Genomic DNA, 26,542 nt, shown 5'->3' with positions numbered 1-26,542 from the left:
ATAACAGTTTTTTTATTCTCAGTTGCAGCGCTATTCTCCTCGCATAACTTTCGAGCAGTTGCCGAAAAGTCGATAAATAATCACTATATTGCAAGGAAACTCAAATGAGCAAAAAACTGACTACGGCAGCAGGTTGCCCTGTCGCCCATAACCAAAACGTTATGACTGCTGGTCCTCGTGGCCCTCAACTACTACAAGACGTTTGGTTCCTTGAAAAACTAGCACATTTTGATCGTGAAGTGATCCCAGAGCGTCGTATGCACGCGAAAGGTTCTGGCGCTTACGGTACATTCACCGTAACTCACGACATCACTAAATACACTCGCGCTAAGATCTTCTCTGATATCGGTAAAAAAACCGAACTATTCGCTCGATTCACTACCGTAGCTGGTGAGCGCGGTGCAGCAGACGCAGAACGCGACATCCGTGGTTTCGCACTAAAATTCTACACTGAAGAAGGTAACTGGGACTTGGTTGGTAACAACACACCAGTATTCTTCCTACGTGACCCACTAAAATTCCCAGACCTAAACCACGCAGTAAAACGCGACCCTCGCACTAACATGCGTAGCTCTACCAACAACTGGGACTTCTGGACATCACTACCAGAAGCATTCCACCAAGTGACTATCGTAATGAGTGACCGTGGTATCCCAGCGTCTTACCGTCATATGCATGGTTTTGGTAGCCACACATTCAGCTTCATCAACGCAGAAAACGAGCGTTACTGGGTGAAATTCCACTTCAAAACTCAGCAAGGCATCAAAAACCTGACTGACCAAGAAGCAGAAGCGATCGTAGGTAAAGACCGCGAAAGCCATCACCGTGACCTTTACGAAGCGATTGAGCGTCAAGACTTCCCTAAATGGAAGATGTACGTACAGATCATGCCTGAACTAGAAGCAGATGAAGTCAACTTCAACCCATTCGACCTAACAAAAGTATGGTCTCAGAAAGATTACCCACTGATCCCAGTTGGTGAGTTCGAACTGAACCGTAACCCAGAAAACTTCTACGCAGAAGTTGAGCAATCAGCATTCAACCCAGCAGCAGTAGTCCCTGGTATCGGCTTCTCTCCAGATAAGATGCTACAAGGTCGTCTGTTCGCTTACGGCGATGCTCAGCGTTACCGTCTAGGTGTGAACCATCATCAAATCCCAGTGAACGCACCTCGTTGCCCTGTTCACAGCTACCACCGCGATGGCGCAATGCGCGTTGATGGCAACTTTGGTTCAACACTAGGTTACGAGCCAAACTACAAACAAGAATGGGCAGAGCAACCAGATTACTCTGAGCCACCTCTACGCATCAATGGCAACGCTGATCACTACGATCACCGTGTAGACGAAGACTACTTCAGCCAAGCGGGTGATCTATTCCGTCTGATGAACGAAGAGCAACGTCAAACTCTGTTCGACAACACAGCTCGCGCAATGGACGGTGTGCCAGAGTTCATCCAACAGCGCCACGTTCAACACGCATACCAAGCGGACGAAGCGTACGGCAAAGGTCTTGAGATTGCGCTAGGCTTAAACAAGTAAGTGCACGCTGTAATCATCAGGCTATGTGATTAAAAGACATAAAAAAGGAGGTGCCCTGCAGCACCTCCTGATTTCAAATCATTAATCCCTAGTCACAAACCATGCTCAAGGAGATTCATTATGATCAACTTAGATTTCTTTAAGCTCTTTGATACCAAAGAACTGTTTATCTATTACTGACACATCAACTACTGATTTTTAGCGACCGCTTTGATCAGTACTGATGTATCCATGCGCCCTAAACCATCGCGTTGAAGGTCTGCGTATTGCTCATCCACTTTCTTAGTCAGTGGAAGCTCTAAACCCACTCGCTCTGCTTCTTGCAGACAGAAACCCAAGTCTTTGCGCATCCAATCAATAGCGAAGCCAAAATCGAACTTATCTTCCGCCATCGTATTTGCGCGGTTTTCCATCTGCCATGAACCGGCAGCGCCATGCTTCAGCGTTTCTACAACTTGAGCGATGTCCAAACCTGATTTTTGTGCCAGCAGCAAAGCTTCACTCAGACCTTGTAAAACGCCACCAATACAGATTTGGTTTACCATCTTACAACGTTGACCTTGACCGTTTTCACCCAGTAGCGTCATCTGCTTCGCGTACACATCCATCGCTGGAGAGACACGATCAAAAATGCTTTGTTCACCACCACACATGATGGTTAGTACACCATTTTCTGCACCCGCTTGACCACCAGAAACTGGCGCATCAATGAAGTGATTGCCGTACTTAACACACGCTTCAGCCAGCTCAACCGCTAGGTCTGCAGAAGTCGTTGTGTGGTCCACTAACACAGCATCCGCTTTTAAGCCGACCAGAATGCCTTCTTCACCGTAAACAACGCTACGAACGTCATCATCATTACCCACACAGGTAAAAACGATGTCACAGCCTTCTGCTGCTTCACGTGGTGTTTCACAAGCTACGCCTTGGTATTCTTCAGCCCACTTGTCAGCTTTCGCCTTTGTGCGGTTGTATACTTTGGTTTCAAAGCCCGCTTTACTTAGGTAACCAGCCATTGGGTATCCCATCACACCCAGACCAATAAATGCTACTCTTAGTTTTTCCATTGCAAGCCTCCTTGAATTCGAAATACGTTACGTTTTGAAACTATTACTATCTGAAACAGTTACTATTTGAAACATGTTACTAAAGATTTCAGAACATTACTTGCAATAATTTCGTCTTAAATAAGCGCAACAAACTCAATCAAAGGCGAAGCTACCAAAAGTGACAATAAAAGCGTCACAATAGACGGAATCGCATCTTTCCAAGTATCAAAACGAAAATGGAAAAACATCGCACCAACGGAGGTGAAAACAATAAAACTTGCACCTATCGCACTTAACAAGTTGTTCGTCGATAACAAGCCAATTAACATCAAAATTGCACCCGTTACCTCAACCAGTCCAACCAAAAACATAGCGGCACGGTTCAATCCATATTTATGAAAGAAAGCGAGCTGTGGCTCAAAAATCGGCTTCACCCAACCGATGATTTTGATCGAACTGGCAAACAAGAAAAACGCGATTAACACCCCTTGAATCAACACCATAATTTTAACTCCCGAACAAATGATGGAAGTATTAAAGCATTCCATTTAAAACTTAAGGAGAGTAGTATCTAGCTACTTATCATTCCAAACAGGAATGCATCATGGATAAATTTGATTGTTTGAAAGTCTTTTCTCGTATTGCTCAATTAGGTTCATTTACTGCCGCGGCCAACGAACTCAATACCACTCAGAGCGCAGTGAGTAAGAAAATCGCGTGGCTTGAGAGTGAAATCGGAATCACTTTGTTTCATCGTCATGCTCGCGCTATCAGCTTAACTTCTGGTGGAAAACAATATCTCGAGCTGGCGCAGACACTCACAGAACAAATGGATTCCTTCGAGTCGCAGCTTAGACAAGAGCAAGCGTCAGTCTCTGGCGAGCTCAAGCTTTCAGTGCCGAGTGCGTTTAGCGTTCGCTTATTATCTGCGCCACTGAATGAGTTTCTCAACCAACATCCAGAACTTAGCGTTGATGTGTCGGTTTCAGACAAGTTTGTCGATTTAGTTGAAGGCAATGTTGATATCGCGATTCGTGCCGCCTACCTAAAAGACTCGGGGTTAAAAGCACGTTGGTTGATGGATAACGAATTGGTTTACTTCGCCTCTCCAAGCTACCTCGACAAGCGCGACCCTATTCTTAGTGCTAACGATTTGAGTACGCACTGCTGCTTAACCTACTCACTCTCCAACCCATCCAACTTGTGGCGTTTCAGCGATGGTGATGAAGCCATTAAAGTCAAAGTGAAAGAGCAGGTTCGAAGTGATAGTCCTGAAATGTTGGTGCAAATGGCAAAGCTTGGGCAAGGCATCGCTGCAATGCCAAAATGGATGGTAGAACAAGAGCTTAATAACGGTGAGTTAATCCAAGTACTAACGCAATATCAATCAGTTAAGCTACCAATGTATTTGGTTTACAAAGATAGTGAGTACCAACCTCAGCGCATTCGCACTTTCATTGATTTCTTGGTTAAGCACTTTTCTCAGGGATAAAAAAAGCTCCACCAAAAATGATGGAGCTAACGAGCAGATAGCCGGGGGCTATATACTTAAGGGATTCTTTTCACCTGCAACAGTGCTGCGGCATTGAGCATCGCATCTTTAGTGCTGACATCCAGCACCTTCATTTTTCTGAAGCGCTCCGGCTCTTTGATGGCTACATCGTGAGCAAAGATAACAAACCTAGCCTTGGCGATATCTTTGTCAGTGATTCGGTTAATGATGCCGTTCGCTCCTTGCGTTTCGACCTTGATCTTAATGCCTAACGCACAGGCAGCTTTCTCTAATGACTTCGCCGCTAAGAAGGTGTGCGCGACACCAGACGGGCAAGACGTCACGGCAAGAATGTCTGCTTCGCCCTCGCCTTGCACAGACGTGTAAGCTTGAGATTGACCAACCGGACTATCGTCTTCTGTGACTGTCTTCTTAAGTGCAATAACAATCAATGCTGTGGTAAACGAGCCTGCGATTGTGCCAACTATGTAGCCAATCTTGCCGTCAACGACTGGCAGTACAATCCAGCCGCCCCACGGAGCATGGTTAATCACATGGAACATAAATCCAATCACGTTACCGACAATACCACCAGCAACAATAGCAGGTAGTACGCGAGCTGGATCTCCGGCAGCAAACGGAATCGCCCCTTCGCTGATGCCAATCATGCCCATGATGCCCGCTGCTTTACCCGCCTCACGTTCATCACGTTTAAACTTACTTGGCGATAGGAAAGTTGCTAACGCCATGCCCAGCGGCGGAGTACAGATCGCAATACCGACACCACCCATTAGCCACGGTTGAGTATTTACCTGTGTCTGAGCAAACAAGGTCGCCACTTTGTTGATAGGACCGCCCATGTCAAACGCGGTCATTGCGCCTAGTACGGTACCCAACATCACTTTGCCAGAACCCGCCATTCCCGTGAGCACATCATTCATGGTCGTCATTGCGCTGGCGATAGGCGCACCAATCACCCACATCACTGCGCCGCAGGTAACAAACGTACCAACCAGTGGGTAGATAAAGATCGAGCCGAGCGAGCTCATGCTGTCCGGCAATTGAATTTTCTTCAGCAACCAAACCACAAAGCCGGCGAAAAATCCGACCACAATTGCGCCCAAGAAGCCGGTGTTGTAGTGACTAACCGCAATCCATGAGCCAATCATGCCCGGAGCAAGCCCTGGCTTATCCGCAATCGAATAGGCAATATAACCGCCTAACACCGCGGTAAACAGCGTCAAGCCTGCGATACCCATCTCAGCGATATCTGCCAAAATACCTTCTTTTGGAACGCCGCCATGGCCTGAAATCATCACAGAAAGAGACAGCAACACGCCACCTGCGACAATAAACGGGATCATGTGAGAAGTACCGAACAGCAAGTGCTCTTTCATTCTACTCAGCTTTTGCGCCCAAGGACTAAGAGGCTCAGACGCAAACTCCAAAGGGTCTAACCCTGAGTCATTCGCATTCGATTGAATATCAGTGAGTAGCTCGCGAGCTTCCTCCACTGACTCCGCCGCTTTTAACTTATTAACGAAACCATCTTCAATGATTTTTGTGGAGATTTGTGCCAAGACTTCAATGTGGTGGTGATCATCCCCATCCGGAGAAGCCAGCATGAAAAATACGTCAGACAGTTCGCCATCATCAGCGCCGTAATCAATACCTTTTCGGCTGATGCCCACTGCGACTGCGGGTTTAGCGACCGCATTACTTTTGGCGTGAGGAATGGCAATACCCTCGTCAAAGCCGGTATTGCCAATCTCTTCTCGTTTCCAAATGTCCGCCAAGAACTGATTTTTGCTAGTGAGCTTGCCCGCCGCGTCCAACAATTCGACGAGCTCTTTGAGCGCTTCATCTTTGGTTTGAGCCTGCAAATCCAAGCAAATGGTTTCCGGCTCAATAAGGTTTAATATGTCCATTGTTTGTACCTTGCAATGTTCACGCTCGTGAGTCATGAGTTAAGTTTGTCCATCTATGACTGCGTACAGAGTAACCAACACTAGTCCTTTTCAATACAGGACAAAAAGTGCATTAACTGGATTAATGTAACATGAGATTTAAACTGTGATAGAGCTCTTGTGATTATCTGCTTTAAATCCATCTTTTCGACGACCACTATGCTAATATCCACAAAAATATAAAGTGGATAGAACATGAAAATCGTAGCGGTGACAGCGTGCCCTACAGGCATCGCTCATACCTATATGGCAGCAGATGCTCTTATGAAAGCTGCGCCTAAGCATAACGTACAAATTAAGGTCGAGACTCAAGGTGCGATGGGTATTGAGAATCAGCTCACTCCCCATGACATTGCACAAGCAGATCGAGTCTTAATTGTGTCCGATATCGAGATTGAACAGCCAGCTCGCTTTGAAGGCACTAACAAAATCCAAATCCCAATTGAAGACGTGCTACTTAATGTTGATAAGGTGTTCCTTGTACACTGTCGATGATACTCTTTGCAGATGAACGAATACCAGATTACCTTTTTTGTCGATGATATTAATGCTAGTGCTCATATCGCACAGCCCCTCAATCGCGTCGCCAAAAAGTTCAAAAGCACCTTACACATCATCAACATAACCCAAAACCGCATCGCTGAACTTACCAAGTCAGTTGCGGTTTTACAGGTCGGCTTGCAACAAGGCGACCTGTGCCAAATCACTGCCATCGGTATTGACGCCGAGCTTGCCTGTTTCGTTATCAAAGACATCATCGCCGAAAACTTTACTGTTGTGGGTTCCCACATCAATTACGAGTTCTCAAGCCAACTTGCCGGGCGACTTCCGCAAATTTGTCCGCCGTGTGAAATCCAATGGCATTACGCCAAAGCACACACCGAGCTCACCAAGTTCGAATGCTTGAAAGGCTTGGCTCAGCTTATTCATCCAATTCACCCAGACGAACTCATTCTCGCCTTTATCAAACGCGAAGAACGCTCTTCAACTGCCGTAACTCCGGGTATTGCGCTACCCCATGTGATGTTCGAAGGTGTAGAACACATTTCCATCGCGGTTATCGCCAACGAAATCCCAATGGATTGGGCGTCCAAAATGGGTGAAGTTCATCTCGCCATAGCACTGGTGATGCCAGCTAAGCCCACTCGAGAACAAATCATCGCCGCCACCAACCTAACCCGCAACCTGCTCACTGACCAAATGGCGGAGCGTTTACTGCTAACAAAAAGCAGCGTCGACTTACAGGCGCTTCTGATGTACGCCATGTCGAGGCTGCTTGCTTAATGATTTCCGTCCTAGATTGAACCGCGATATTCCGTCGGCGTTCTGCCCGTTCGGTTCTTAAAGACGCGGCAGAAGTAGTTCACATCTTTGAATCCACAGCGCACCGATACCTCATTCAACTTAAAGTTGTATTTCTTGAGCATAAACTTCGCGCGGTCTACCCGTACCCACGTAATGTAATCGGCTAACGTCATGTGACCTTGCTGACGGAACAAACGCGACAAATGATTAGAAGAGATGCTGAACCTCGACGCAATACTGTCACGCGTTATTGGGCGGTGGAAGTTCTCTTGGATGTAGATACAAATACCCTGATACAGGTCTTGCACTCGGCTGTGCGCCTGCGTCTCAATAGGCGCATCTAACATCGACTTAGCGTATTGCAACAAGGCTTGCAGCAACAACTCATCCATTGGCTTCTTATTACACTCACGAGCCAATGAACTCAGCGCTTCCAAGATATTATCAATGGCAAATCCAGAACGAGTTTGAATACTGTGCTTTTGGATATCGTAAAAGCTCGCTTCCCCTTTACGTTTGGACACAAGACTCAAACCCAATTGACGGCGACCAAAGAGAATACTCAATACCGAGCAATCTGTGTCCCAGTCAGGTTTATTCCAGCAGTTTGGCGGAATAAATATCGCATCACCGGTTTTCGCTACGATATGCGTCACTTTGCGATCATGACTTTCCATTTCATTAATATATTCACCAGACAAGACCAATTCTAATCGAGGGAAGTTAACCTGATAACTAAATTCAGGGGGTGTATGAAAATCACCAGCAAACCATATATTGTGGAATGGTTCTCTCTCGTTTAATACTGATGAAATCAAATCATGAAAAATCATTTTACGTACTCTTAAACACGCATCCATGATGCTATACCTATAGATATACACCCTACTGGATTTTTGTGCTATTGAGCAAAATCACACTTCCATTTCAAGGTTACAAAAATCCAGTTAACGCATCAATAATCCAGTCTAACAAATCATCAACAAAGCCCTCAAACCCTTATATATTGGAGCAATAACACATTTTACTTATCATTCACCTGCCACCACATAATGTCACAGATATGCAGTAAGTTTATCCAATAGACGATCTACATCACACTCTAGTCGGGCGGTTACAATCGTCCAGTAAATGCATTTTTTCTTCACTACTGTCTCCACTTGGTTAATTTCAAAATACCCCTGAAATAAAAATTATATTTATAGGGGTTCGACAATGATCACCAAACTAATAAATGAAGACTTGATTAAGCTTGATCTTCAAGCGACTTCAAAAGAAGACGTATTTAAAGAACTGGTTGCAGTTCTACACGCCCAAGGTCGTATTTCAGACCAAGAGCAATTTCTAACAGATATAAAAGCACGTGAAGAATTAGGTAATACCGGATTTGAAGATGGCGTAGCTATCCCACACGCAAAAAGTGCAGCAGTCATCGAACCAGCGGTTGTGATCGGCGTAAGCAAATCTGGTATCGAATACGGCGCGGAAGACGGTTTGCCTTCAAAACTGTTCTTCATGATCGCTTCTCCAGACGGTGGCGATAACCACCACATCGAAGTACTTGCAGAGCTGTCTTCAAAACTGATTGAAGATGGTTTTATTGATGCGTTCTTAGGTGCAGCAAACAGCCAAGACGCACTGGCACTCCTACTTGCTAAAGAAGAGCCGCAAGCAGTGGCAGACGCACCAGCAAACCAAGGTTTCATCATTGGTGTTACTGGTTGTCCTGCAGGCGTTGCACACACTTACCTAGCGGCAGAAGCGCTTGAGAAAGGTGCAGCAGCGATGGGTTACGAAATCAAGGTTGAAACGAATGGTTCAATCGGTGTGAAAAACAGCCCAACCGCAGAAGAAATCGAGCGTGCAGATGCAATCATCGTAGCGTGTGACAAACAAGTCGACATGAACCGTTTTGCGGGCAAACGCGTGGTTAAAACCAACGTTAAAGCCCCTATCCGCGATGCACAAGGTCTGATTAACGAAGCGTTAAGCGCTCCAGAATACCAAGCAGATGCAAGCAGCAATGCGCAAACTTCTGTTGCAAACAAAGCCTCTCAGGCTCGCTCTGACCTTTACCGCTACTTGATGAACGGCGTATCACACATGATCCCATTCGTTGTCACGGGTGGTCTGTTGATTGCACTTGCTCTTGCAGTCGGTGGTCAGCCAAGTGAAGCGGGCATGGCTATTCCTGAAGGCAGCATGTGGAACCAAATCCTCAACGTTGGTGTAGTTGCCTTTACGCTGATGATCCCAATCCTAGCCGGTTACATTGCTTACGCGATTGCTGACCGCCCTGCTCTTGCTCCTGGTTTGATCGGTGGTTGGATTGCAAACAACGGTTCTTTCTATGGCGCAGAAGCTGGTACAGGCTTTATCGGTGCCATCATCGCTGGTCTGCTTGTGGGTTACTTCGTGAAGTGGATTACGTCGATTAACTATCACAAGTTCATTCAACCTTTGGTGCCAATCATGATTGCACCAATCACAGGTTCGCTATTCATCGCTGGTCTATTCATTTTCGTTATCGGCGCGCCAATCGCAAGCCTAATGGACGGTTTGACTGCGCTACTAACGAGCATGAGCACAGGTAACGTCGTTCTACTGGGTATTGTACTTGGTGGTATGGCTGGCTTCGATATGGGTGGTCCATTCAACAAGGTCGCATTCCTATTCTCTGTGGGCATGATTGCGAGCGGTCAAACTCAATTTATGGGTGCGATGGCGTGTGCAATCCCTGTTGCACCTCTAGGCATGGCACTGGCAACGGCGCTTGGTCGTAAGTTCGACCTGTTCGAAGAATCAGAAACCGAAGCGGGCAAAGCAGCTGGTGCAATGGGTCTGGTTGGTATCTCTGAGGGTGCGATTCCGTTCGCAGCGCAAGATCCAATGTCAGTGATTCCTGCAAACGTACTTGGCTCAATGGTAGCGGCAGTAATGGCGTTCTCATTCGGCATTACCAACAGTGTTGCTCACGGCGGTCCAGTTGTGGCTTTACTTGGCGCGATGAACCACCCAGTACTTGCTCTGATTTGTATGGCAGCTGGCGCAGTAGTTACCGCAGTAACGTGTGTAACTCTGAAGAAAGTTCGCAAAGCAAAAATGATGCAAGCAGCCGCTTAATCACCCCTACCCCCAAATGGCTCCTATGGCTTGGGCAATGTCGCCCAAGCCATGATTTTCTCTCATGGTGACACTCTATGTCTGATTTAACGATGTCCGATACACAAACGATTCAAACTCAAGCTAAGCATCCGATGTTTTTCCTGATGAACAACGTGATTCAAAACTACGCTTGGGGCAGTACTACTTCTGTTAACCAACTGTTTGGCATTGAAAACCCAACGGGCGAACCACAAGCAGAAGTATGGATGGGCGCGCATCCAAACGGTTGCTCATTGGTGATGGTAAACGGTGAGGAGACCAAACTGTCTTCACTGATTGCTCAAGACATGAATGCCTTTCTGAGTGAAGAAGTCACAAACCGTTTTGGTGAACTTCCATACCTGTTTAAAGTGCTTGCCGCTGAGAAAGCACTGTCGATTCAGGTTCACCCAAACAAACAGCAAGCAGAATTAGGCTTTGCACTGGAAGAAAAACAAGGCATTCCCTTAACTGCTGCAAACCGTAACTACAAAGATCCAAACCACAAACCTGAATTGGTTTACGCGCTAACCGAATATCAAGCGATGAATGGCTTCCGCCCAACCAGTGAAATCATCAGCTTCTTCTCTGAACTGGCGATTCCTGAGCTACAAGGCTTGGTGGATGACCTTCTCGCAAACCAAACGCCAACGGGCTTGGCGACCTTCTTCTCGGGTCTACTGTCACTAGAAGGCGAACAGAAAGAGATGGCGTTGATGGTGCTATTGGCTCAAGCTCGCATCACCGACTTACCTCTGTTCAACCTGATTCTTGAACTAGAGAAGCAATACCCTGGCGATATTGGTTTGTTTGCACCACTGATGCTCAATGTGATTACCCTACAACCGGGTGATGCCATGTTCTTGGATGCAGAAACGCCACACGCTTACTTAAAAGGTACAGGTCTTGAGATCATGGCGAACTCAGACAACGTATTACGCGCAGGTCTGACACCAAAATACATTGACGTGAAAGAGCTCGTTGCATGTACACGCTTCAACGAGAAGCCGTTCGACAGCTTATTGCTTGCACCCAATGAAATCGACGATATGTTGGAATACCCAATTCCTGTAGACGATTTCAAATTCGCTATCGTTAAGCAAGCTCACCAGCGTACTCTAGAAGTGCAAACCGCTGAGATCCTCATGCCTCTGGATACCAAGCTTGTGCTAACTCACGCAAACGGCGAAACGTGCGTGGTTGAAAAAGGACAATCAGTTTTCATTCCGGCTTACGCAAAACAGGTCACTTTGGATTGTGAAGGTCGTGTCGCACGCGCTTACAGCTAATCGTAATTATTAATAGCACGCCACTAAAACCAACGCCCCGCGACTCGCGGGGCGTTTTGCTTTTAACCCTAGTCTTTTTAACCCTAGTAAAGCAATGGTTAATTGAGCACTATAGTCTTGATCCAAAACAGAAAAATTTCCCTACAAAACCAAGAAACTGTGTAAGACTTATTGAGTAGCCCTGTTGATAAAGGTGGCAAGATGACTCATAGAAACGCTCGCTCTCTTCATGCCATTATCGGCGCACTCGTCGGTGATGCAGCATCTCTCGGATTTCATTGGCTTTACGATCAAGAACTCATCAGGCAGTTTGGTTCTCCGCATCCCGAATTTCATCAACCTAACCGAACTGAATACCATGACAAAGGTTATTTTGCCCACGGTAACAAACAAGTCGGTGATCTCACCCACTATGGCGCACAGCTTGTTGCCATGTTAGACGCTCTAGTTCAAACCGGACACTACGACGAGGCGCGTTACATTCGCTCCTTTCGAGAGTGGTTTGATTTTGGCGGTAAATGGCAGGGCTACACAGACAAACCGACTAAACAAACACTGCTCAACATTCATGAGTTGGAAGACAAAGAATTACGCGTAACTTTGTGCGGGGCTGACGACACACAGAACCCAGCATTATCCAAGCTTCCGCCGTTGGTGGCTTTTCACTCCGATGATGACAAACTCGCTAAACTGGTTGATTCCGCGGTGCGGGTTACCAATAACAACGACACCGCAGTTATGTATGCCCAAGCTGTCGCAGTGATGATTCAGATGGCGTTGCAAGGCGCTGCGCCCAAAGCGTGTGTGATGGCAGCTCAGACGGTTTCTCCGACGATTGCCAACGACATTCAACGTGCAGAAGCGATGAGCGGCAGAACCGCCACCAGCGTTGCGGAGTCGATTGGGATGCATTGCGGTTTAGACGCTTCGTTTGTGGTGATTTGTCATTTGTTGATGAATTCCGAAAGTTACGAAACCACCATGCGTGAGAACATTTACTGTGGCGGCGATTCAAGTGGACGAGCTATACCGCTAGGTGCCATTCTTGGGGCAAGTTACTACGACACACCAATGTCGATTCCAAATCACTGGATGGATAAAACATCGCTTCCTCGTCGTTTATTGCAGTGTTTATAGATGCAAAGAAACACTTATTAACACACGATTCCCTGAAGACAGAAAAAAGCGATATCAATATTGATATCGCTTTGGATAAGGTTGCTAGACCAGTAAATATTCCGGAAAAATCGATCGGACCCCTCCATCTCTCTAAACGGATATTAATAGCCCGGCACAAGCAACAAACCTAAAATCACTTTTACTCTTTAACCGTTCCCAACAGCCTCTATGTTGAGAGATACGCTGTTTTAGCTAGCTCGAACGGCCACTAAACTATGTTATAACATAACACTTATTTCATTAGTGAGTAGCGATTGCTTAGTGATAATAGTCACAAAATAAACTCATGAATGGCTTAAAGCCCCTACCTCAGAAGCAAATAAAGAGCAGAGACGAATCTCTGCCCTTTTACTTAGCTTAATGAATAAGCTTGATAGTAAACGCCTCTTCCCGACAAATTAGCGCTGTATTAACTTCTGTATGCGTTATTTCTTCGTGTGGAACATCGCTTGTCCACTCTTGTCTTTATTCGACCAAAAATTGATGTTGAACTGAGCATCATCACTCATCTCAATACGGTGCCAATATTGCGGAGGGCTGGTAGCAAACTGGCCTGCATTAATCACCACCATCACTTCTGCTTCTGTAGCATGTTCATCAGCAAAGCCGTAGTAAGTCACTTGCCCTTCCATGACGCACAGCTGTCCAAATACACCCTCAGCAGTATTGTGATGAGTCAGTAGCGCTGGTGGTACATTCTCTTTAGTGAAGAAAGGCGTTGAACGTTGAACGGTCCAGTCTTTAGGAATTCGTAAATGCGACATAATGATACCCTCTCTAATTACAATTCTTTTCGTTTAAATCAGTTAAGCCTGACCGGCTTGAGACAACTCTCGAAGTAATGGAAATGCTTGCGTAACTTGTTCTCCCGTCACGACGAAGCCCATGAGTCGGCTATTTTCATCTTCTGCTTTCGCGGCAATGCCAGTTTGAGAAATCTGCACACTCCAACTCGTCACCGAACTGAAATCACCCGCCAATTGAATTGGATAACTCGGTGTTTTGACTTTTACCATCATAGGCGGTAGCTTCAACTCAGCTTCCTGTCCCAATAGTTGCTTGCCTAACACATTGGCGCTTAGCACGATTGGTTGGAGATACGGCATCATTCGGCCTTGAATCTCAGCACAATCACCTAATGCAAACACATTGGCTACTGATGTCTGTAATCGAGCATCCACCTCAATGCCTTTATTGACACGCAACCCACAAGCCTTCGCTAACCAAGTGTTAGCACGTAGACCCGCCGCTGAAATCACTACATCGGCTTCGATTGCTTTACCTTTGCTCAAGCTTGCCACCAGCGAATCATCTGAGTGATTGATCGCGACAACCCCAGTCTCTAAGGCAAGTTGAATACCTTGCAGCTTAAGTTGGTTCTCCAGAGGCAATGCGACGAATTCAGGAATCAAGTTAGCGAGCAAACGGGAATTTGGCTCAACCACCGTAACCGCTTTACCACTGGTTGCGAGATCCATGGCGATCTCGACGCCGATCAAACCACCACCCATTACTAGAATTCGTTTCGCACGGCTGATTTGCTCTTCCGCTAATTGATATTCTTGTAGCGAGTTCAGCGTTATCACCTTCGGTGCTGCATCACCAGATATTGGCGGCACAAAGGCTTTCGCGCCTGTCGCAAACACCAGTTTGGAGTAAGGATAGGTTTGACCATTGGCGATTACTTGCTGAGCTTGCACGTCGACATGCTCAATCAAGGAATGGGCGAACAGTTCGATGTTGTGTTCCTGTGCAAACGCCTCACCACTTTTGACCACTAAGTCTTGGGCGGTTTGCTTGTTGCTGAATACATGACTCAAATCAGGCTTGTTGTATTCAGCGCCATCATCGGCAGTAAACACTTGCAATGGAATATCTGCGTCCATTCGACGCACAGTTTTCACCAATTGGTAAGCGGCGAAGCCACTGCCAATAATTACAATAGGTGCTTGCATATTCCCTCCTAACCGTTGTATTCAACGAAAACGTCTTTACCCAAATGGCATTCTGGGCACAAGAAGTAATCTGGCACTTCCGACCAAGCTGTACCCGGTTCAACACCTTGGTTAGGCTCGCCTTGAGCTGGGTCGTATACCCAATTACAAACGGTGCAAACCATGCATTGGCAATCTGCTGGATGCGCCTCTGTACTAGGGTTGCTAGGAGCAGCATCTACTACCGCTTGTGTTGTCGCTGGCGCAGCGGGTTGTGATTGAACTTGTGGTGCGGACGAAGTAATCGCCGGAGCAAGAACAGGACTAGTCAGGTCATGCTTTGCCCACAATTTCGCGATGTTCTGACCATGTTCGCGACATTCACGCATCGCTTTACCATCTGGTCGCCATTTGGTTTTCAGACTGACTGCAGTTTCAAAGCCTGCATCAGTTAATCGAGCATGGATACGGTCTACCGCACCACCATTCCAACCATAGCTACCAAATGCAGCGGCTTTTTTAGCTTTAAAACGTAGACCAGTAATTTCTTCTAGCATGCCAGCGATCTTAGGCATCATGACGTTATTCATGGTAGACGAACCAACCAAGATGCCTTTTGAGCGGAACACATTAGCTAGGATTTCATTTTTGTCATGTTTAGAGACATTGAAGACTTTAACCGCCACGCCAGGGTCAACATCGTGAATGCCCTGCGCAATAGCATCTGCCATCATTCGAGTGTTGTTTGACATGGAATCGTAGAAAATCGTAATGCGATCTTCTTGATAATTGTCTGCCCACGCTAAGTATTGCTCGATAATTTGAACGGGATTATCACGCCATACAATGCCGTGTGAAGTTGCAATCATGTCGACAGGCAAGTTGAAGCTCAACACTTCTTTGATTTTGGCTGTTACTAAGCTGCTGAATGGCGTTAAGATGTTTGAGTAGTAACGTAGACACTGTTCCATCAACTCATTTTGATCCACTTCATCATTGAATAAGCGTTCATCGCAGTAATGCTGACCAAATGCATCATTACTGAATAACACCGCATCGCCAGTTAGGTATGTCATCATGCTGTCTGGCCAATGCAGCATCGGCGCTTCCACGAACACCAATTGCTTACCGTTACCAATATCGATGCTGTCGCCCGTTTTTACGGTTTTGAAGTTCCACTCAGGATGGTGGTGATGACCCACAATCGAATCAATCGCCGCTTCTGTACAGTAAATTGGCGTGTTCGGAATCTTCTCCATCAAAGCCGATAATGCGCCTGAGTGATCTTCTTCAGCATGGTTTACTACGATGAAGTCGATAGACTTAAGGTCGATTTCCATTTCTAAATTTTGGATGAATTGTTGACTGAATCGATGATCGACCGTATCAATCAGTACGGTTTTTTCTTCACGAATTAGATAACTGTTGTAGCTGGTACCTTTTGTCATTTTGTATTCTGTACCGTGGAAGTCTTGAACTTCCCAATCGCGTTGACCTACCCAGTGGATGTTGTTTTTTACGTGAATTGTCATAATTACTACCTTGAATGACGTGATAAACAAAAATAATTTCTTCTTGTATTGCACTGGGCGTGCCAATTTTTAATTTCTATATATTTCAAATACTTAATTAAATGCTAACTTTAAGAATTGTCATTTAGACACAGTTGAAAATTGTCATTAAGACACTACAATAGTCATATTGACACAATCGGTATTGGCTATGACTTCTTTAATCGCGCAATGGCTACACATCACGCAAGACCTTAACTCGGCGCTCACTCAACAGGCTCGCTTTGATACGTTATTAACCACGATTCGAGAGGTATTGAAGTGTGACTCTTCTGCCCTGCTTTTGTATGAAGACCAGCACTTTAAACCTCTAGCGATCAATGGATTGGCGAAAGAAGTGCTTGGACGCCGTTTCTCCATTGAGCAGCATCCAAGATTAGAAGCCATTGCCCGAGCTGGCGACATCGTGCGCTTTCCCTCTGACAGCGACTTACCTGATCCTTATGATGGCTTGATCCCAAACCACGAAGACAAACTCCATGTCCATTCGTGTATTGGCTTACCTTTGCTGATAGACGATCAACTGATTGGCGCAATAACTATCGATGCCTTCGACCCCAACCAGTTTGATGGGCTACGCAACCAAGAGTTACGTTTTGTCAGCGCATTGGCAGCAGGTGGCTTGCACACTGCACTCCTACTAGAGCAATTAGAAACACAAGCGAGCTTGCCACGTGACTCTTACGCTGAGAAACGCACCTTAAGCAATGAAATCATTGGTCATTCTCAAGGCATGAAAAATCTTCAAGAGCAGATTGATGCAGTCGCCGATACTGAATTGTCTGTGCTGATTACGGGCGAGACAGGAGTGGGTAAAGAGTTAGTCGCTAATGCTATTCATCATCGATCCAGTCGCTCTGGTAATACTTTGGTTTACCTAAACTGTGCAGCGTTACCAGAATCGGTTGCTGAAAGTGAGCTATTTGGGCACATAAAAGGCGCGTTTACTGGGGCCATCAGCAATCGAAAAGGTAAGTTCGAACAAGCCGATGGCGGCACACTGTTTTTGGATGAAGTCGGCGAACTGTCGTTAGAGCTGCAAGCCAAGTTACTTCGCGCCCTGCAATATGGCGACATCCAACGTGTAGGTGATGACCGCCATATCCGAGTCAACACGCGCATTGTCGCTGCGACCAACCGTGTTTTACATGAGGAAGTCACGGCAGGCCGTTTCCGAGCCGACTTATATCATCGCTTGAGTGTCTTTCCGCTTCATGTTCCACCTCTTCGTGAACGTGAAGACGATGTGGTGTTACTAGCAGGCTTTTTTGCCGAACATTTAAGAAGCAAACTGGGACTGAACAGCATTCGTTTGTCCCCCACTTTGGTGCAGGCACTCAAAGACTATTCATGGCCTGGCAACGTACGAGAACTTGAGCATGTCATTAAACGTGCTGGTGTTTTGGCAAAAGCGCGTACCCACGCTATGAACATTGAGTTAGTTGAGGAAGATTTTGACATCCGAACACCGAATCAGAACAGCAAAAACGTCGAGGAAGCGGAGCAAAACTCTGGGCTAGAGCTGCCAGAAGGCGGATTGAAAGAAGCCACAGACTCATTCCAGAAAGCAATGATTGTTCGAGCACTGGAAGAGAACCAAGGTAACTGGGCTGCAACGGCACGTCAGTTGGAACTGGACAACGGCAACTTACACCGATTAGCGAAGCGTTTGGGTATAAAGTAAAAAGCAAGTAAATAGAATAACCCAAGAAAATTCCGTTAGCTTATGTCAAAATACACTATCTCAACCGACAAGTCGTAAAGTGATGAATTACCAAGCTGCTATATTCGACATGGATGGTCTACTACTCGATACTGAGCGAGTTTGCATGCGCATTTTTAAACAAGCGTGTGAAGTTCAGAACCTACCATTTCATGAAGACGTCTACCTCTCCATCATTGGTCGCAACGCGGCTGGAATCGAGGTAATTTTCCGTAAAGCTTATGGCGAAGACCTTGATCGTCTGCACAAGGAGTGGCGCACTCGCTACAACGCAGTAGTACAACACCAAGCCATCCCAGTAAAGCAAGGGGTCATAGAATTACTGGAATGGTTGAAAAAGAATGGCATCCCGACTGCAGTAGCGACATCAACAGCTAATGAAGTTGCGAAGAAAAAACTGGAACTGGCTGGCCTAAGCAAGTATTTCGACAACTTAACGACAGGCTGTGAAGTGTCCCACGGCAAACCAGATCCAGAGATCTACCTGCTTGCAGCAAGTCGTCTAAACGTAGATCCAACCAAATGTATCGCATTTGAAGATTCCAACAATGGCGTACGTTCTGCAGTAGCGGCGAACATGGTCACTTTCCAAATCCCAGACCTTGTTGAACCTTGCAAAGAAGTTCGTGCCTTTGGCCATACGATTGTACCTTCCCTGCATCACGCATTAGCTGAGTTAAAACAGGCATAACCCGCTTCCTCTCATCTAACTGACTAAAAACGCTCCATCTTTTGGGGCGTTTTTTGTGGGTAATATTTACCCAACTTTACACTGAGATGTGTAGTTCTATTCACAACATTGATGGATAATTGCTCGCATAACCACAAATAAAACGAGGATTAATTCATGCTCAACAAGAAGCCATTAACTTGGCAAACCATTACATTGCACTGGATAACGGGGCTTGCCTTTATCGGTGTATTCGCGCTTGGCCTTTACATGGTTGATTTGCCGCGCAGCCCAGAAAAGTTTGAGTGGTATGGCATCCACAAATCACTAGGCGCTATCATTTTAGTTGTCGCTCTTATCCGTCTAGTGTGGCGCTTAAAAGAAGGCGCTCTGCCACCCGCTTCAGAAATGCCTGCATGGCAAGACAAAGCGGCCAAAGCAGTACACGGTATCCTTCTGCTTGCTACTTTGGCAATGCCTATCTCTGGTATCGCAATGAGCGCAGGTGGTGGCCGAGCCGTGGATATCTTCGGTTGGGTTATTATCGCTGAAGGTCCAGAAACCCCTTGGCTTCAGGAACTCGGCTCAACCATTCATCACTCTGCAGTGGAAATCTTGATTGCCGTGTTTGTTCTCCACGTTGCTGGCGCCATCAAACATCAAGTGGTCGACAAAGATGGCACCATTTCTCGAATGCTTGGTCGCTCATAGGAAATAACTAGATACCCAAGCAATTTTAGACAGCTTGGGTATCTTTCGTATTGCTCTCAAGGATACAAACTGGCAAGCCTATTTCAATTTCAAACCCTGTTGGCTTAAACATCCCACTCTGTTCATCACGTTGGAAACTAACAATATTATTTGAATGCTGATTTGCAACAATGAACCACTTACCATCAGAACTGATCGTGAAATCTCGGGGAAACGCCCCGCCACAATCAATATCATGGATTCTTTCTGGTTGCCCACTCTTCACATCGAATAGCACAATTCTATTTTGGTGTCGGCACGATACGTATAAGAACTGCTCACATGAAGAAAGCTTAATTGCAGCCGCCGCCTCTCCTTTCTCGCTATCATTTAAAAGATCACATTCATGTTCAATACACCATTCGTTAGCCTGTTTTTTTAGCGTAACGAGTGTTTCAGACAGTTCGCAAACAATGTAAGCAATGTCTTCGTTCTTATTTAATACTAAATGTCGAGGCCCTGCGCCCGCAGGCAATTCTATTGATTGGCGTAACTCAAATTGACTATCCGCATAGCCATAGATGTACACACGATCAGCGCCAAGATCGACAACCCATAATTCGGAACTCCGAAGCAAAAACTTGACTTGATGCGCGTGCGGTGAAGTTTGTCGCTGTAAATTTGGGCCACTACCTTCGTTGAATAAGTTTGCTATCAGGTTTAATGGTTTCCCCTCGCTATCAAGTTGGTAAACGCTCACATTCCCTGAACCATAATTAGCTACGGCAAGCAAACTCTCTGAACTGTCAGAGTCTAAGTGACAAGGATAGTCGCCATTGATATCAATATAATGGGTTTGCTGCTTGGTCAAAAAAATAAGCTGGGCGCCTTCTACTTCTTCCACTTCATTAAAACTATATAAGCCATTTTTGGTTAGGTGCAGATATGAAGGGTTAGAGGTATTCAACAGAGTTGAGTGACTCGATAGTTGACCAGTCGCTGTATCTAATGAAATAGACTCAATTCCTTTGCTCAAGGAATCTGTGTATGTGCCAACCAAAAAACGTAAGCTGTTGCTAACTTCCATGAAAACTAAACCTAAGAGGGACTAAAGAGGTGACTTTGCCTAGTCTTAGTAAGGACTACAAGACCATAGTTGTGGTTTCATGGCGAAATGTGACAATAAACAAGAAGGAATAAATCTCTAGCATTTCATAGTTAACCACCTTATATTAATAAACTCTAAAATAACTATTTACCTAAATAATAATTGAGTTTATTATTTATATATACATACCCTTTCAACTAAAATAACTAAAATAACTAAATATCAATAACTTGATAACCAACTTATTTTACAGCGCATTAAAAAATTTCGAGACACCCATCACACAATATTATTATTCCAAGAATTAGAATCCGAGCTTTTACAACCTATACATTCAGTGGAATTATGAATTTATCCAATTTAAGTGTTAGAAAAAAAATCGGAGCGCTGATTTTCGTTATTGCATTCTCAGTTATAGCGCTGTCATTCTTTTTTGCTTCTCAAATACAAACAATTGAAGGCAAGTTGGTTGTATTTTCAGAAACAACAGTACCAAGTGTTATTCTAGTAAAGAATACCGAGATTGAACTTGGCATTCTTAGAAAAGATGAGTTTTCTTTACTTACAAACGTTGATCACCCAGAGTTTCAAAGCTGGGTAAAAGGTTTGGAAGACACAGAGAAAAAAATCGACCAGTATTTAGATGAATATGAAAAAGGCTTATGGGACCAACGAGATCATAATGCCTTTAATAAAGTTAAAGATGCTTGGATAAGATATCGCGCATTCAACAATAATTATGCACAATTATTGTTGAATGATAACATAGACGAAGCTAATAGAATTCTCCTCAATGGTTTCTCTACGTTCAATGAGCTATCGCAAGCAATTCGTGGACTTGTTGAATTAAACCAAACCTATATTTCTGAAGACATTAACGGTGCGCACATTGTTGTCGCCAACGCAATCAAATACAGCATTGCTGCAATTGTTGGTTTGTTAGTTTTAATGTTTATTGCGGGCATGTACTTAACCAAGCAAATCTGCACACCACTTAATTATGTTGTTGAAATGGCATCAAAAATTGCATCAGGTGATCTGACTTATCAATTACCTCGCGATCAAATCGGCAATGATGAATTGGGCCTATTGGCTGATGCGTGTGTCGACATGCAATCAAAGCTTCTTAGTCTTGTCGACAGTATTGCTTCAACAACGGCTCAGGTAAGTACCGCGACGGAAGAAGTTAGCGCTATTTCAGAACAAACCTCTTCGGGCATGGATGAGCAGCAACAGCAACTGAACTTAATTGCTACTGCAATGAATGAAATGCAAGCCACGGTCAATGAAGTAGCTAATAATACAGAAGCTGCCTCGGAAACAGCGAATGGCGCATCAAACGACGCTAAGCAGGGTCTAGAAGTCGTTCAAGTGTGTATCGATCAGATTCAAGAGGCTTCTGTGGCCATTCAGTCTGTTGGCACCATGGTGACCGAACTTGAGCATGACGCATCCAACATCAGCGTTGTAGTTGATGTTATTCAGGATATCGCTGAACAAACCAACCTGCTTGCTTTAAACGCAGCAATTGAAGCAGCACGAGCTGGTGAACAAGGCAGAGGCTTTGCGGTGGTTGCCGATGAAGTACGAACCCTTGCAAGTCGTACCCAATCATCGACAGAGGAAATCGTAGCCATCATTAGTAAGCTACAAAATTGCTCGAAAGATGCTGTCTCTTCTACAACGCATAGTAGTGACCTCATTCAGGCTTGCGTCGAGCAAGCTCAAAAAACAGGTGCAACAATTAGCCACCTTGAGCAAGGTGCTGACAACATTGCGGAAATGAGCATTCAAATCGCAAGTGCATGCAGTGAGCAAAGTTCTGTAACGGAAGAACTGCATCGTAATGTTGAGCACATAAATCAGTTCTCCAGTGAAGTGGCGACAGGCTCTCGCCAGACTGCAATTGCTTGCCAAGACTTAAGTGAACTTGCGGTTGGTCTACAAGAAATCGTTGGCCAATTCAAAACTGCGTAACCCTAGTTTATCGCCCTGATAAACTCATCTCAAAAGCCCGATGTTCCCCCTCCGGGCTTTTTATTGCTTGTTGAACCGAAAATCGGATCCCGATCTCGATTCTCTAACTAATCCTCTCTAACGCTACCTTATTTAAGCTAAGCCACTATATTTGAATGAGAATATTCTTAGAGACCCATTCAAAAGTGAGCCCAGTTTCAATAATTAATCAATTGATGAATATTGAAGGAATTAACTTCCTAGCCGGATAAAACTGACTCACGTTACACTGAATGCAGTCCCACACTCTTCTATAGCTTGATACGAATTCGAGCTCACCTTCTTAGAGGAAGCGTCGCATGATGAAGCGAATCATTCTTGGCACCCTAGCCCTGACTCTTTTAACTGCCTGTTCCAAAGATGACGGACAGCAAGCCCTTGGCACACTAGAACATGACCGCGTAACGTTCACTGCAACCTCTAGCGAGATAATTCGTGCCCTACCCATCAAGGAAGGCAGCCAAGTCACCGAAGGAGAAGTGCTGGTTCAGCTCGATACAAAGAACCAAGAAGCCGTTTTAGCTCACGCCGTAGCTGAACAAGCCAAGGCTGACGCTTATCTTTTGAAATTGACCAATGGTGAGCGACCAGAAGACATTGCCGCAGCGCAAGCTCGCGTTGCCAGGGCGGAAGCTCAATTGGTTGAAGCGCAAAAGAACTACCAACGTAAAGCGGAATTAGTTCGTAAAAAGCTCATCAGCCAATCAGAAAAAGACACCGCTTTAGCAGCCAGAGATTCTGCCCGTGCAGAGCTAGACTCCTCACAAGAAGAGTTCAGCAAACTGACCGCTGGCTCTCGTCCTGAAGATATTGAACAAGCGAAAGCCGCACTCATGGCAGCAAAAGCCGATGTGGCACTGCAAGAACAGAAACTGGCAGAACTCACCATCACGGCCACGCGAGATGGCTTGTTAGATAACCTACCGTTTAACCTTGGCGAACGTGTTCCAGTGAATGGTGTGGTTGCTGTAATCCAAGCCAGTCGCGTCCCATACGCTCGCGTTTATGTTCCTGCCACCTACCGAGTCGATTTTGTGCCGGGTAAGACGGTTAACGTGCATGTAGATGGCGTTGAGCAACCATATAGCGGCACTGTTCGTTGGGTTGCGACTGAGCCTTCATTCACACCTTATTTCGCGCTTACCGAGGAAGAACGCTCGCGTTTGATGTACCTAGCAGAAGTCGACCTACAAGACTCCGCACAATCCTTGCCTTCAGGTATTCCAGCGCAAGTGGATTTGGTGGAGTAAGCCGATGACCGAAAACGCGATTCAAGCTGAAAATGTAGTGAAAAAGTTTGGTGACTTCACCGCCATCAACAACATCACGCTTAATGTGCCCAAAGGCAGTATTTATGGTTTTCTTGGCCCTAACGGTTGCGGTAAATCGACAACCATTCGTGTGTTGACTGGCTTGCTTAGCCCAAGCGAGGGCAATGTCGATGTACTCGGGCTAGAGATCCCAAAACAATCTGAGCTTCTGCGCCTCAAGATTGGCTACATGACACAAAAGTTCTCGCTTTATGATGACCTGACGGTTCAAGAGAATCTTGAGTTTATTGGACAAATCTTTGGTATGGAAACCAAGGCCCTGAAAGCTCGCATCGAAGAACAGCTATCCACCTACGGTCTCGACCAGTTGCGTAAACAGCGCGTCGGCGGAATGAGTGGCGGCCAGAAGCAGCGCTTGTCTCTCGCGGCAGCTACCATGCACAAACCAGAACTGTTGTTTCTCGATGAACCCACGTCTGCGGTTGACCCAGAGAACCGACGCGATTTCTGGGAGCAATTGTTTGACCTCTCTGACCAAGGTACGACGATTTTGGTCACAACGCACTACATGGATGAAGCGGAGCGTTGCCATCGTCTGGCTATCATGGAAGCTGGGGAAATCCGCGCCGATGGTGAGCCAGAAGAGCTCATGGCGCAAATGGGCGTTAACATCGTCGAAGTCAAAGCGGATAACTTGCGCGAGCTAAAAGAGAAAGTCATTCAGCGCGAAGAAGTCCGTTCTGCCGCACAGCTCGGCATTCGCTTACGCATTTTGATCCACCAGCACATCGAACAACCGATCGAATGGTTAACCCAAACCTTTCCTGAGCTTGAGGGCTGCGAGATGAACATTGCTCGTCCTAGCTTGGAAGATGTGTTTGTCAGTGTTACGGGAGAAGGTCGCCAATGATGAAATCTATTGCCCGTATGAAAGCGGTGATGATCAAAGAGATCCGTCAGCTTTCACGTGACCGAATTACCTTTGGCATGGTCGTGATGATCCCGTTGATTCAGCTTTTGCTGTTCGGCTTTGCCATTAATACCGATATTCGCAACATTCCAGTTGGCGTCGTCGATCAAAGTGGCAGTACCGCCGGACGCGTGATTACCGAATCCGTCAAAGTCACGCAAGTGGTCGATGTGGTTGAAACCTTCGCTACCGCATCAGAAGCCGAGCAAGCCATTCAAGACGGTTTGGTGCGAGCGGCTTTGATTCTGCCTAGCGACTTAACCCAACGTATGGTGCAAGGTCGAGAGCTTGGCCAGTGGATTGTAGATGGTTCAGACACCATGATCAGCTCTGCGATTCTCTCGCTACAAACCATGCCGTTAACGGATTTTGATTTTGAGATACGCCCTGCCCCAACCAAAACCTTTGAAGTTGCGTTGTATTACAACCCAAGTCGACGCTCGGCGGTGAACATTGTCCCCGGTTTGTTGGGCGTGATTCTAACCATGACGATGATCTTGTTCACCAGTGCAGCCATTGTTCGAGAGCGGGAGCGAGGCAATTTGGAGCTACTGATTACTACGCCAATCCACTCCATCGAACTCATGGTGGCGAAGATCATTCCCTACATCTTTGTTGGTCTGATACAGGTGTTTATCATATTAGGCTTGGGGCACTGGATATTTGGTGTGCCAATAAACGGCGCCATTAGTCAGATACTGTTTGGCACGCTGCTGTTTATCGCCGCGAGTTTAACCTTAGGTTTGGTGATCTCCACCATCGCGACGACACAGCTTCAGGCAATGCAGATGACGGTGTTTATTCTTTTGCCATCGATTCTTCTATCCGGATTTATGTTCCCTTATGAAGGAATGCCCGTCGCGGCACAATGGATATCAGAAGCCCTACCAGCCACTCACTTTATGCGCATTATTCGTGGTGTGGTGCTGCGTGGTGCAGATTTAATGGAGTTATGGCGAGATACAGTCTGGCTACTGGGCTTTACGGTGATAGGTTTAGTTGTTGCGTCATTACGCTTTAAAAAATCACTCGATTAATCCATCAGATTCCAAACTAAAAACGCCTCCGGATTTGGAGGCGTTTTTATTGAATCATCAATTATCGTAGCGAGATCAGTAATACTCACCCAGAGAACAATCGTGCAAATCTGAAATGCTATAACTTCTTAGCGAATTGATTTTGAAGTTGAAAACCACTTGTTTGCATACGTTTCGACTGCGGTCGCTATAGGTAATGTAACCTTCGCTGTATGCACGTTTACCGCTGGTTGAGGTGATATCTGCGTTCAACTCCAGATGCGCTTTGTGCGCTTCTACACGTTCCATCATCTCATGTACGTCAAGCCACTCTTCACGGTTGGCCATTTGGATCAGCATCGATTCCGCCTGTGTTTCTAGCTTTTGCGGATAAACGTAAAAACGGTTATAGGCAAAATAGGCGCTCATTAAAATAAGTATTAACACTGCTGAGGTAGTTCTTGTCATACAAGTTGCCTCTTATCATTATGAATTTCTGCTTTTCTCTATATTCTCAGTATAGGAAGCGGATGGAGTTTAGGTTAAAGAATTCACCCAAATAACAACTTAAGGTCAGAGTCCGTCAATTCCATGACAAGCCACACCG

23 protein-coding genes are annotated in these 26,542 nt (G+C 45.8%); 14 read left to right on the top strand and 9 right to left on the bottom strand.

What is annotated here, in order from left to right; all coding sequences use genetic code 11:
* Positions 1–104: 104 nt before the first annotated feature.
* Positions 105–1,541: a catalase KatE2 gene (gene katE2, locus J4N37_RS23120; protein ID WP_038885479.1), complete on the top strand. Its 1,437-nt coding sequence runs from the start codon at positions 105–107 to the stop codon at positions 1,539–1,541.
* 188 nt (positions 1,542–1,729) lie between these two features.
* Here the strand turns inward: katE2 and J4N37_RS23115 are convergent, their stop codons facing one another.
* Together J4N37_RS23115 and J4N37_RS23110 are read right to left on the bottom strand one after the other, a co-directional pair.
* Positions 1,730–2,608: an NAD(P)-dependent oxidoreductase gene (locus J4N37_RS23115; RefSeq protein WP_010452745.1), complete on the bottom strand. Its 879-nt coding sequence runs from the start codon at positions 2,606–2,608 to the stop codon at positions 1,730–1,732.
* Positions 2,609–2,724: 116 nt separating this feature from the next.
* On the bottom strand, positions 2,725–3,093 hold the full coding sequence (locus tag J4N37_RS23110) for a DoxX family protein (protein ID WP_252042504.1): 369 nt from the start codon (positions 3,091–3,093) through the stop codon (positions 2,725–2,727).
* A gap of 101 nt (positions 3,094–3,194) precedes the next feature.
* Here J4N37_RS23110 and J4N37_RS23105 point away from each other — a divergent pair, with 101 nt between their 5' ends.
* A complete protein-coding gene (locus J4N37_RS23105) occupies positions 3,195–4,082 on the top strand; it encodes a LysR family transcriptional regulator (protein WP_252042503.1) in 888 nt (295 codons plus the stop codon).
* A gap of 56 nt (positions 4,083–4,138) precedes the next feature.
* Here the strand turns inward: J4N37_RS23105 and J4N37_RS23100 are convergent, their stop codons facing one another.
* On the bottom strand, positions 4,139–6,010 hold the full coding sequence (locus tag J4N37_RS23100) for a fructose-specific PTS transporter subunit EIIC (protein ID WP_252042501.1): 1,872 nt from the start codon (positions 6,008–6,010) through the stop codon (positions 4,139–4,141).
* A 234-nt stretch (positions 6,011–6,244) separates the two neighbouring features.
* On the opposite strand from J4N37_RS23100, the gene J4N37_RS23095 reads away from it, so the two are divergent.
* The gene (locus J4N37_RS23095) at positions 6,245–6,544 is read left to right on the top strand and encodes a PTS fructose transporter subunit IIB (RefSeq protein ID WP_005432059.1); all 300 of its coding nucleotides are present in this window, start codon (positions 6,245–6,247) and stop codon (positions 6,542–6,544) included.
* Between the two features lie 12 nt (positions 6,545–6,556).
* Positions 6,557–7,333 (top strand): PTS sugar transporter subunit IIA, encoded by a 777-nt coding sequence (locus tag J4N37_RS23090; protein WP_038885481.1) that lies wholly within the window; start codon positions 6,557–6,559, stop codon positions 7,331–7,333.
* Between the two features lie 11 nt (positions 7,334–7,344).
* Here the strand turns inward: J4N37_RS23090 and J4N37_RS23085 are convergent, their stop codons facing one another.
* Entirely contained in the window at positions 7,345–8,187 is an 843-nt protein-coding gene (locus tag J4N37_RS23085; RefSeq protein WP_005451367.1) for a helix-turn-helix transcriptional regulator, read from the bottom strand.
* Positions 8,188–8,569: 382 nt separating this feature from the next.
* Here J4N37_RS23085 and J4N37_RS23080 point away from each other — a divergent pair, with 382 nt between their 5' ends.
* The 3 genes from J4N37_RS23080 to J4N37_RS23070 all read left to right on the top strand — a co-directional run bounded on the left by J4N37_RS23080 (position 8,570) and on the right by J4N37_RS23070 (position 12,924).
* Positions 8,570–10,477, top strand: coding sequence for a PTS fructose transporter subunit IIABC (locus J4N37_RS23080; protein ID WP_029856912.1), 1,908 nt, complete (start codon positions 8,570–8,572; stop codon positions 10,475–10,477).
* Between the two features lie 77 nt (positions 10,478–10,554).
* Positions 10,555–11,787, top strand: coding sequence for a mannose-6-phosphate isomerase, class I (gene manA, locus J4N37_RS23075; RefSeq protein ID WP_252042500.1), 1,233 nt, complete (start codon positions 10,555–10,557; stop codon positions 11,785–11,787).
* A gap of 201 nt (positions 11,788–11,988) precedes the next feature.
* Positions 11,989–12,924 carry an ADP-ribosylglycohydrolase family protein gene (locus tag J4N37_RS23070; protein WP_252042499.1) on the top strand — a complete coding sequence of 312 codons (936 nt, stop codon included), beginning with the start codon at positions 11,989–11,991 and terminating at the stop codon, positions 12,922–12,924.
* A 467-nt stretch (positions 12,925–13,391) separates the two neighbouring features.
* On the opposite strand, the gene J4N37_RS23065 is transcribed toward J4N37_RS23070, so the two are convergent.
* From J4N37_RS23065 to norV, 3 genes are read right to left on the bottom strand one after another with little or no spacing between them, the layout of a single operon-like run.
* Positions 13,392–13,730, bottom strand: coding sequence for a TehB family protein (locus tag J4N37_RS23065; protein WP_010452766.1), 339 nt, complete (start codon positions 13,728–13,730; stop codon positions 13,392–13,394).
* Between the two features lie 42 nt (positions 13,731–13,772).
* Complete coding sequence (gene norW / locus J4N37_RS23060) at positions 13,773–14,921, bottom strand: NADH:flavorubredoxin reductase NorW (RefSeq protein WP_252042498.1); 1,149 nt, start codon at positions 14,919–14,921, stop codon at positions 13,773–13,775.
* An 8-nt stretch (positions 14,922–14,929) separates the two neighbouring features.
* Positions 14,930–16,432, bottom strand: a complete 1,503-nt coding sequence (gene norV / locus J4N37_RS23055; RefSeq protein WP_407833336.1) for an anaerobic nitric oxide reductase flavorubredoxin — start codon at positions 16,430–16,432, stop codon at positions 14,930–14,932.
* A 190-nt stretch (positions 16,433–16,622) separates the two neighbouring features.
* Here norV and norR point away from each other — a divergent pair, with 190 nt between their 5' ends.
* The 3 genes from norR (at position 16,623) to J4N37_RS23040 (ending at position 19,575) form a co-directional block, all read left to right on the top strand.
* Complete coding sequence (gene norR / locus J4N37_RS23050; protein ID WP_010452770.1) at positions 16,623–18,155, top strand: nitric oxide reductase transcriptional regulator NorR; 1,533 nt, start codon at positions 16,623–16,625, stop codon at positions 18,153–18,155.
* A gap of 82 nt (positions 18,156–18,237) precedes the next feature.
* The gene (locus tag J4N37_RS23045) at positions 18,238–18,885 is read left to right on the top strand and encodes an HAD family hydrolase (RefSeq protein WP_252042497.1); all 648 of its coding nucleotides are present in this window, start codon (positions 18,238–18,240) and stop codon (positions 18,883–18,885) included.
* Between the two features lie 156 nt (positions 18,886–19,041).
* Complete coding sequence (locus J4N37_RS23040; protein WP_005441227.1) at positions 19,042–19,575, top strand: cytochrome b; 534 nt, start codon at positions 19,042–19,044, stop codon at positions 19,573–19,575.
* A 25-nt stretch (positions 19,576–19,600) separates the two neighbouring features.
* On the opposite strand, the gene J4N37_RS23035 is transcribed toward J4N37_RS23040, so the two are convergent.
* A complete protein-coding gene (locus J4N37_RS23035) occupies positions 19,601–20,641 on the bottom strand; it encodes a lactonase family protein (RefSeq protein ID WP_252042496.1) in 1,041 nt (346 codons plus the stop codon).
* Positions 20,642–21,007: 366 nt separating this feature from the next.
* On the opposite strand from J4N37_RS23035, the gene J4N37_RS23030 reads away from it, so the two are divergent.
* The 4 genes from J4N37_RS23030 (at position 21,008) to J4N37_RS23015 (ending at position 25,956) form a co-directional block, all read left to right on the top strand.
* Positions 21,008–22,639, top strand: a complete 1,632-nt coding sequence (locus J4N37_RS23030) for a methyl-accepting chemotaxis protein (protein WP_252042494.1) — start codon at positions 21,008–21,010, stop codon at positions 22,637–22,639.
* A 338-nt stretch (positions 22,640–22,977) separates the two neighbouring features.
* Entirely contained in the window at positions 22,978–23,928 is a 951-nt protein-coding gene (locus tag J4N37_RS23025; protein WP_503048361.1) for an HlyD family secretion protein, read from the top strand.
* 4 nt (positions 23,929–23,932) lie between these two features.
* Positions 23,933–24,859 (top strand): ABC transporter ATP-binding protein, encoded by a 927-nt coding sequence (locus J4N37_RS23020; RefSeq protein ID WP_252042493.1) that lies wholly within the window; start codon positions 23,933–23,935, stop codon positions 24,857–24,859.
* Positions 24,859–25,956, top strand: coding sequence for an ABC transporter permease (locus J4N37_RS23015; RefSeq protein WP_009706212.1), 1,098 nt, complete (start codon positions 24,859–24,861; stop codon positions 25,954–25,956). The genes J4N37_RS23020 and J4N37_RS23015 overlap by 1 nt, the downstream gene beginning before the upstream one ends.
* Positions 25,957–26,031: 75 nt before the next feature.
* On the opposite strand, the gene J4N37_RS23010 is transcribed toward J4N37_RS23015, so the two are convergent.
* Positions 26,032–26,403 carry a hypothetical protein gene (locus J4N37_RS23010; protein WP_027726579.1) on the bottom strand — a complete coding sequence of 124 codons (372 nt, stop codon included), beginning with the start codon at positions 26,401–26,403 and terminating at the stop codon, positions 26,032–26,034.
* Between the last annotated feature and the right edge of the window lie 139 nt (positions 26,404–26,542).

The sequence above is a fragment of the Vibrio sp. SCSIO 43153 genome, assembly GCF_023716625.1.
Lineage (GTDB): Bacteria > Pseudomonadota > Gammaproteobacteria > Enterobacterales > Vibrionaceae > Vibrio > Vibrio rotiferianus.
The sequence above is the reverse complement of the archived record's forward strand: the minus strand, read 5'-3'. Positions and strand labels throughout refer to the sequence as shown.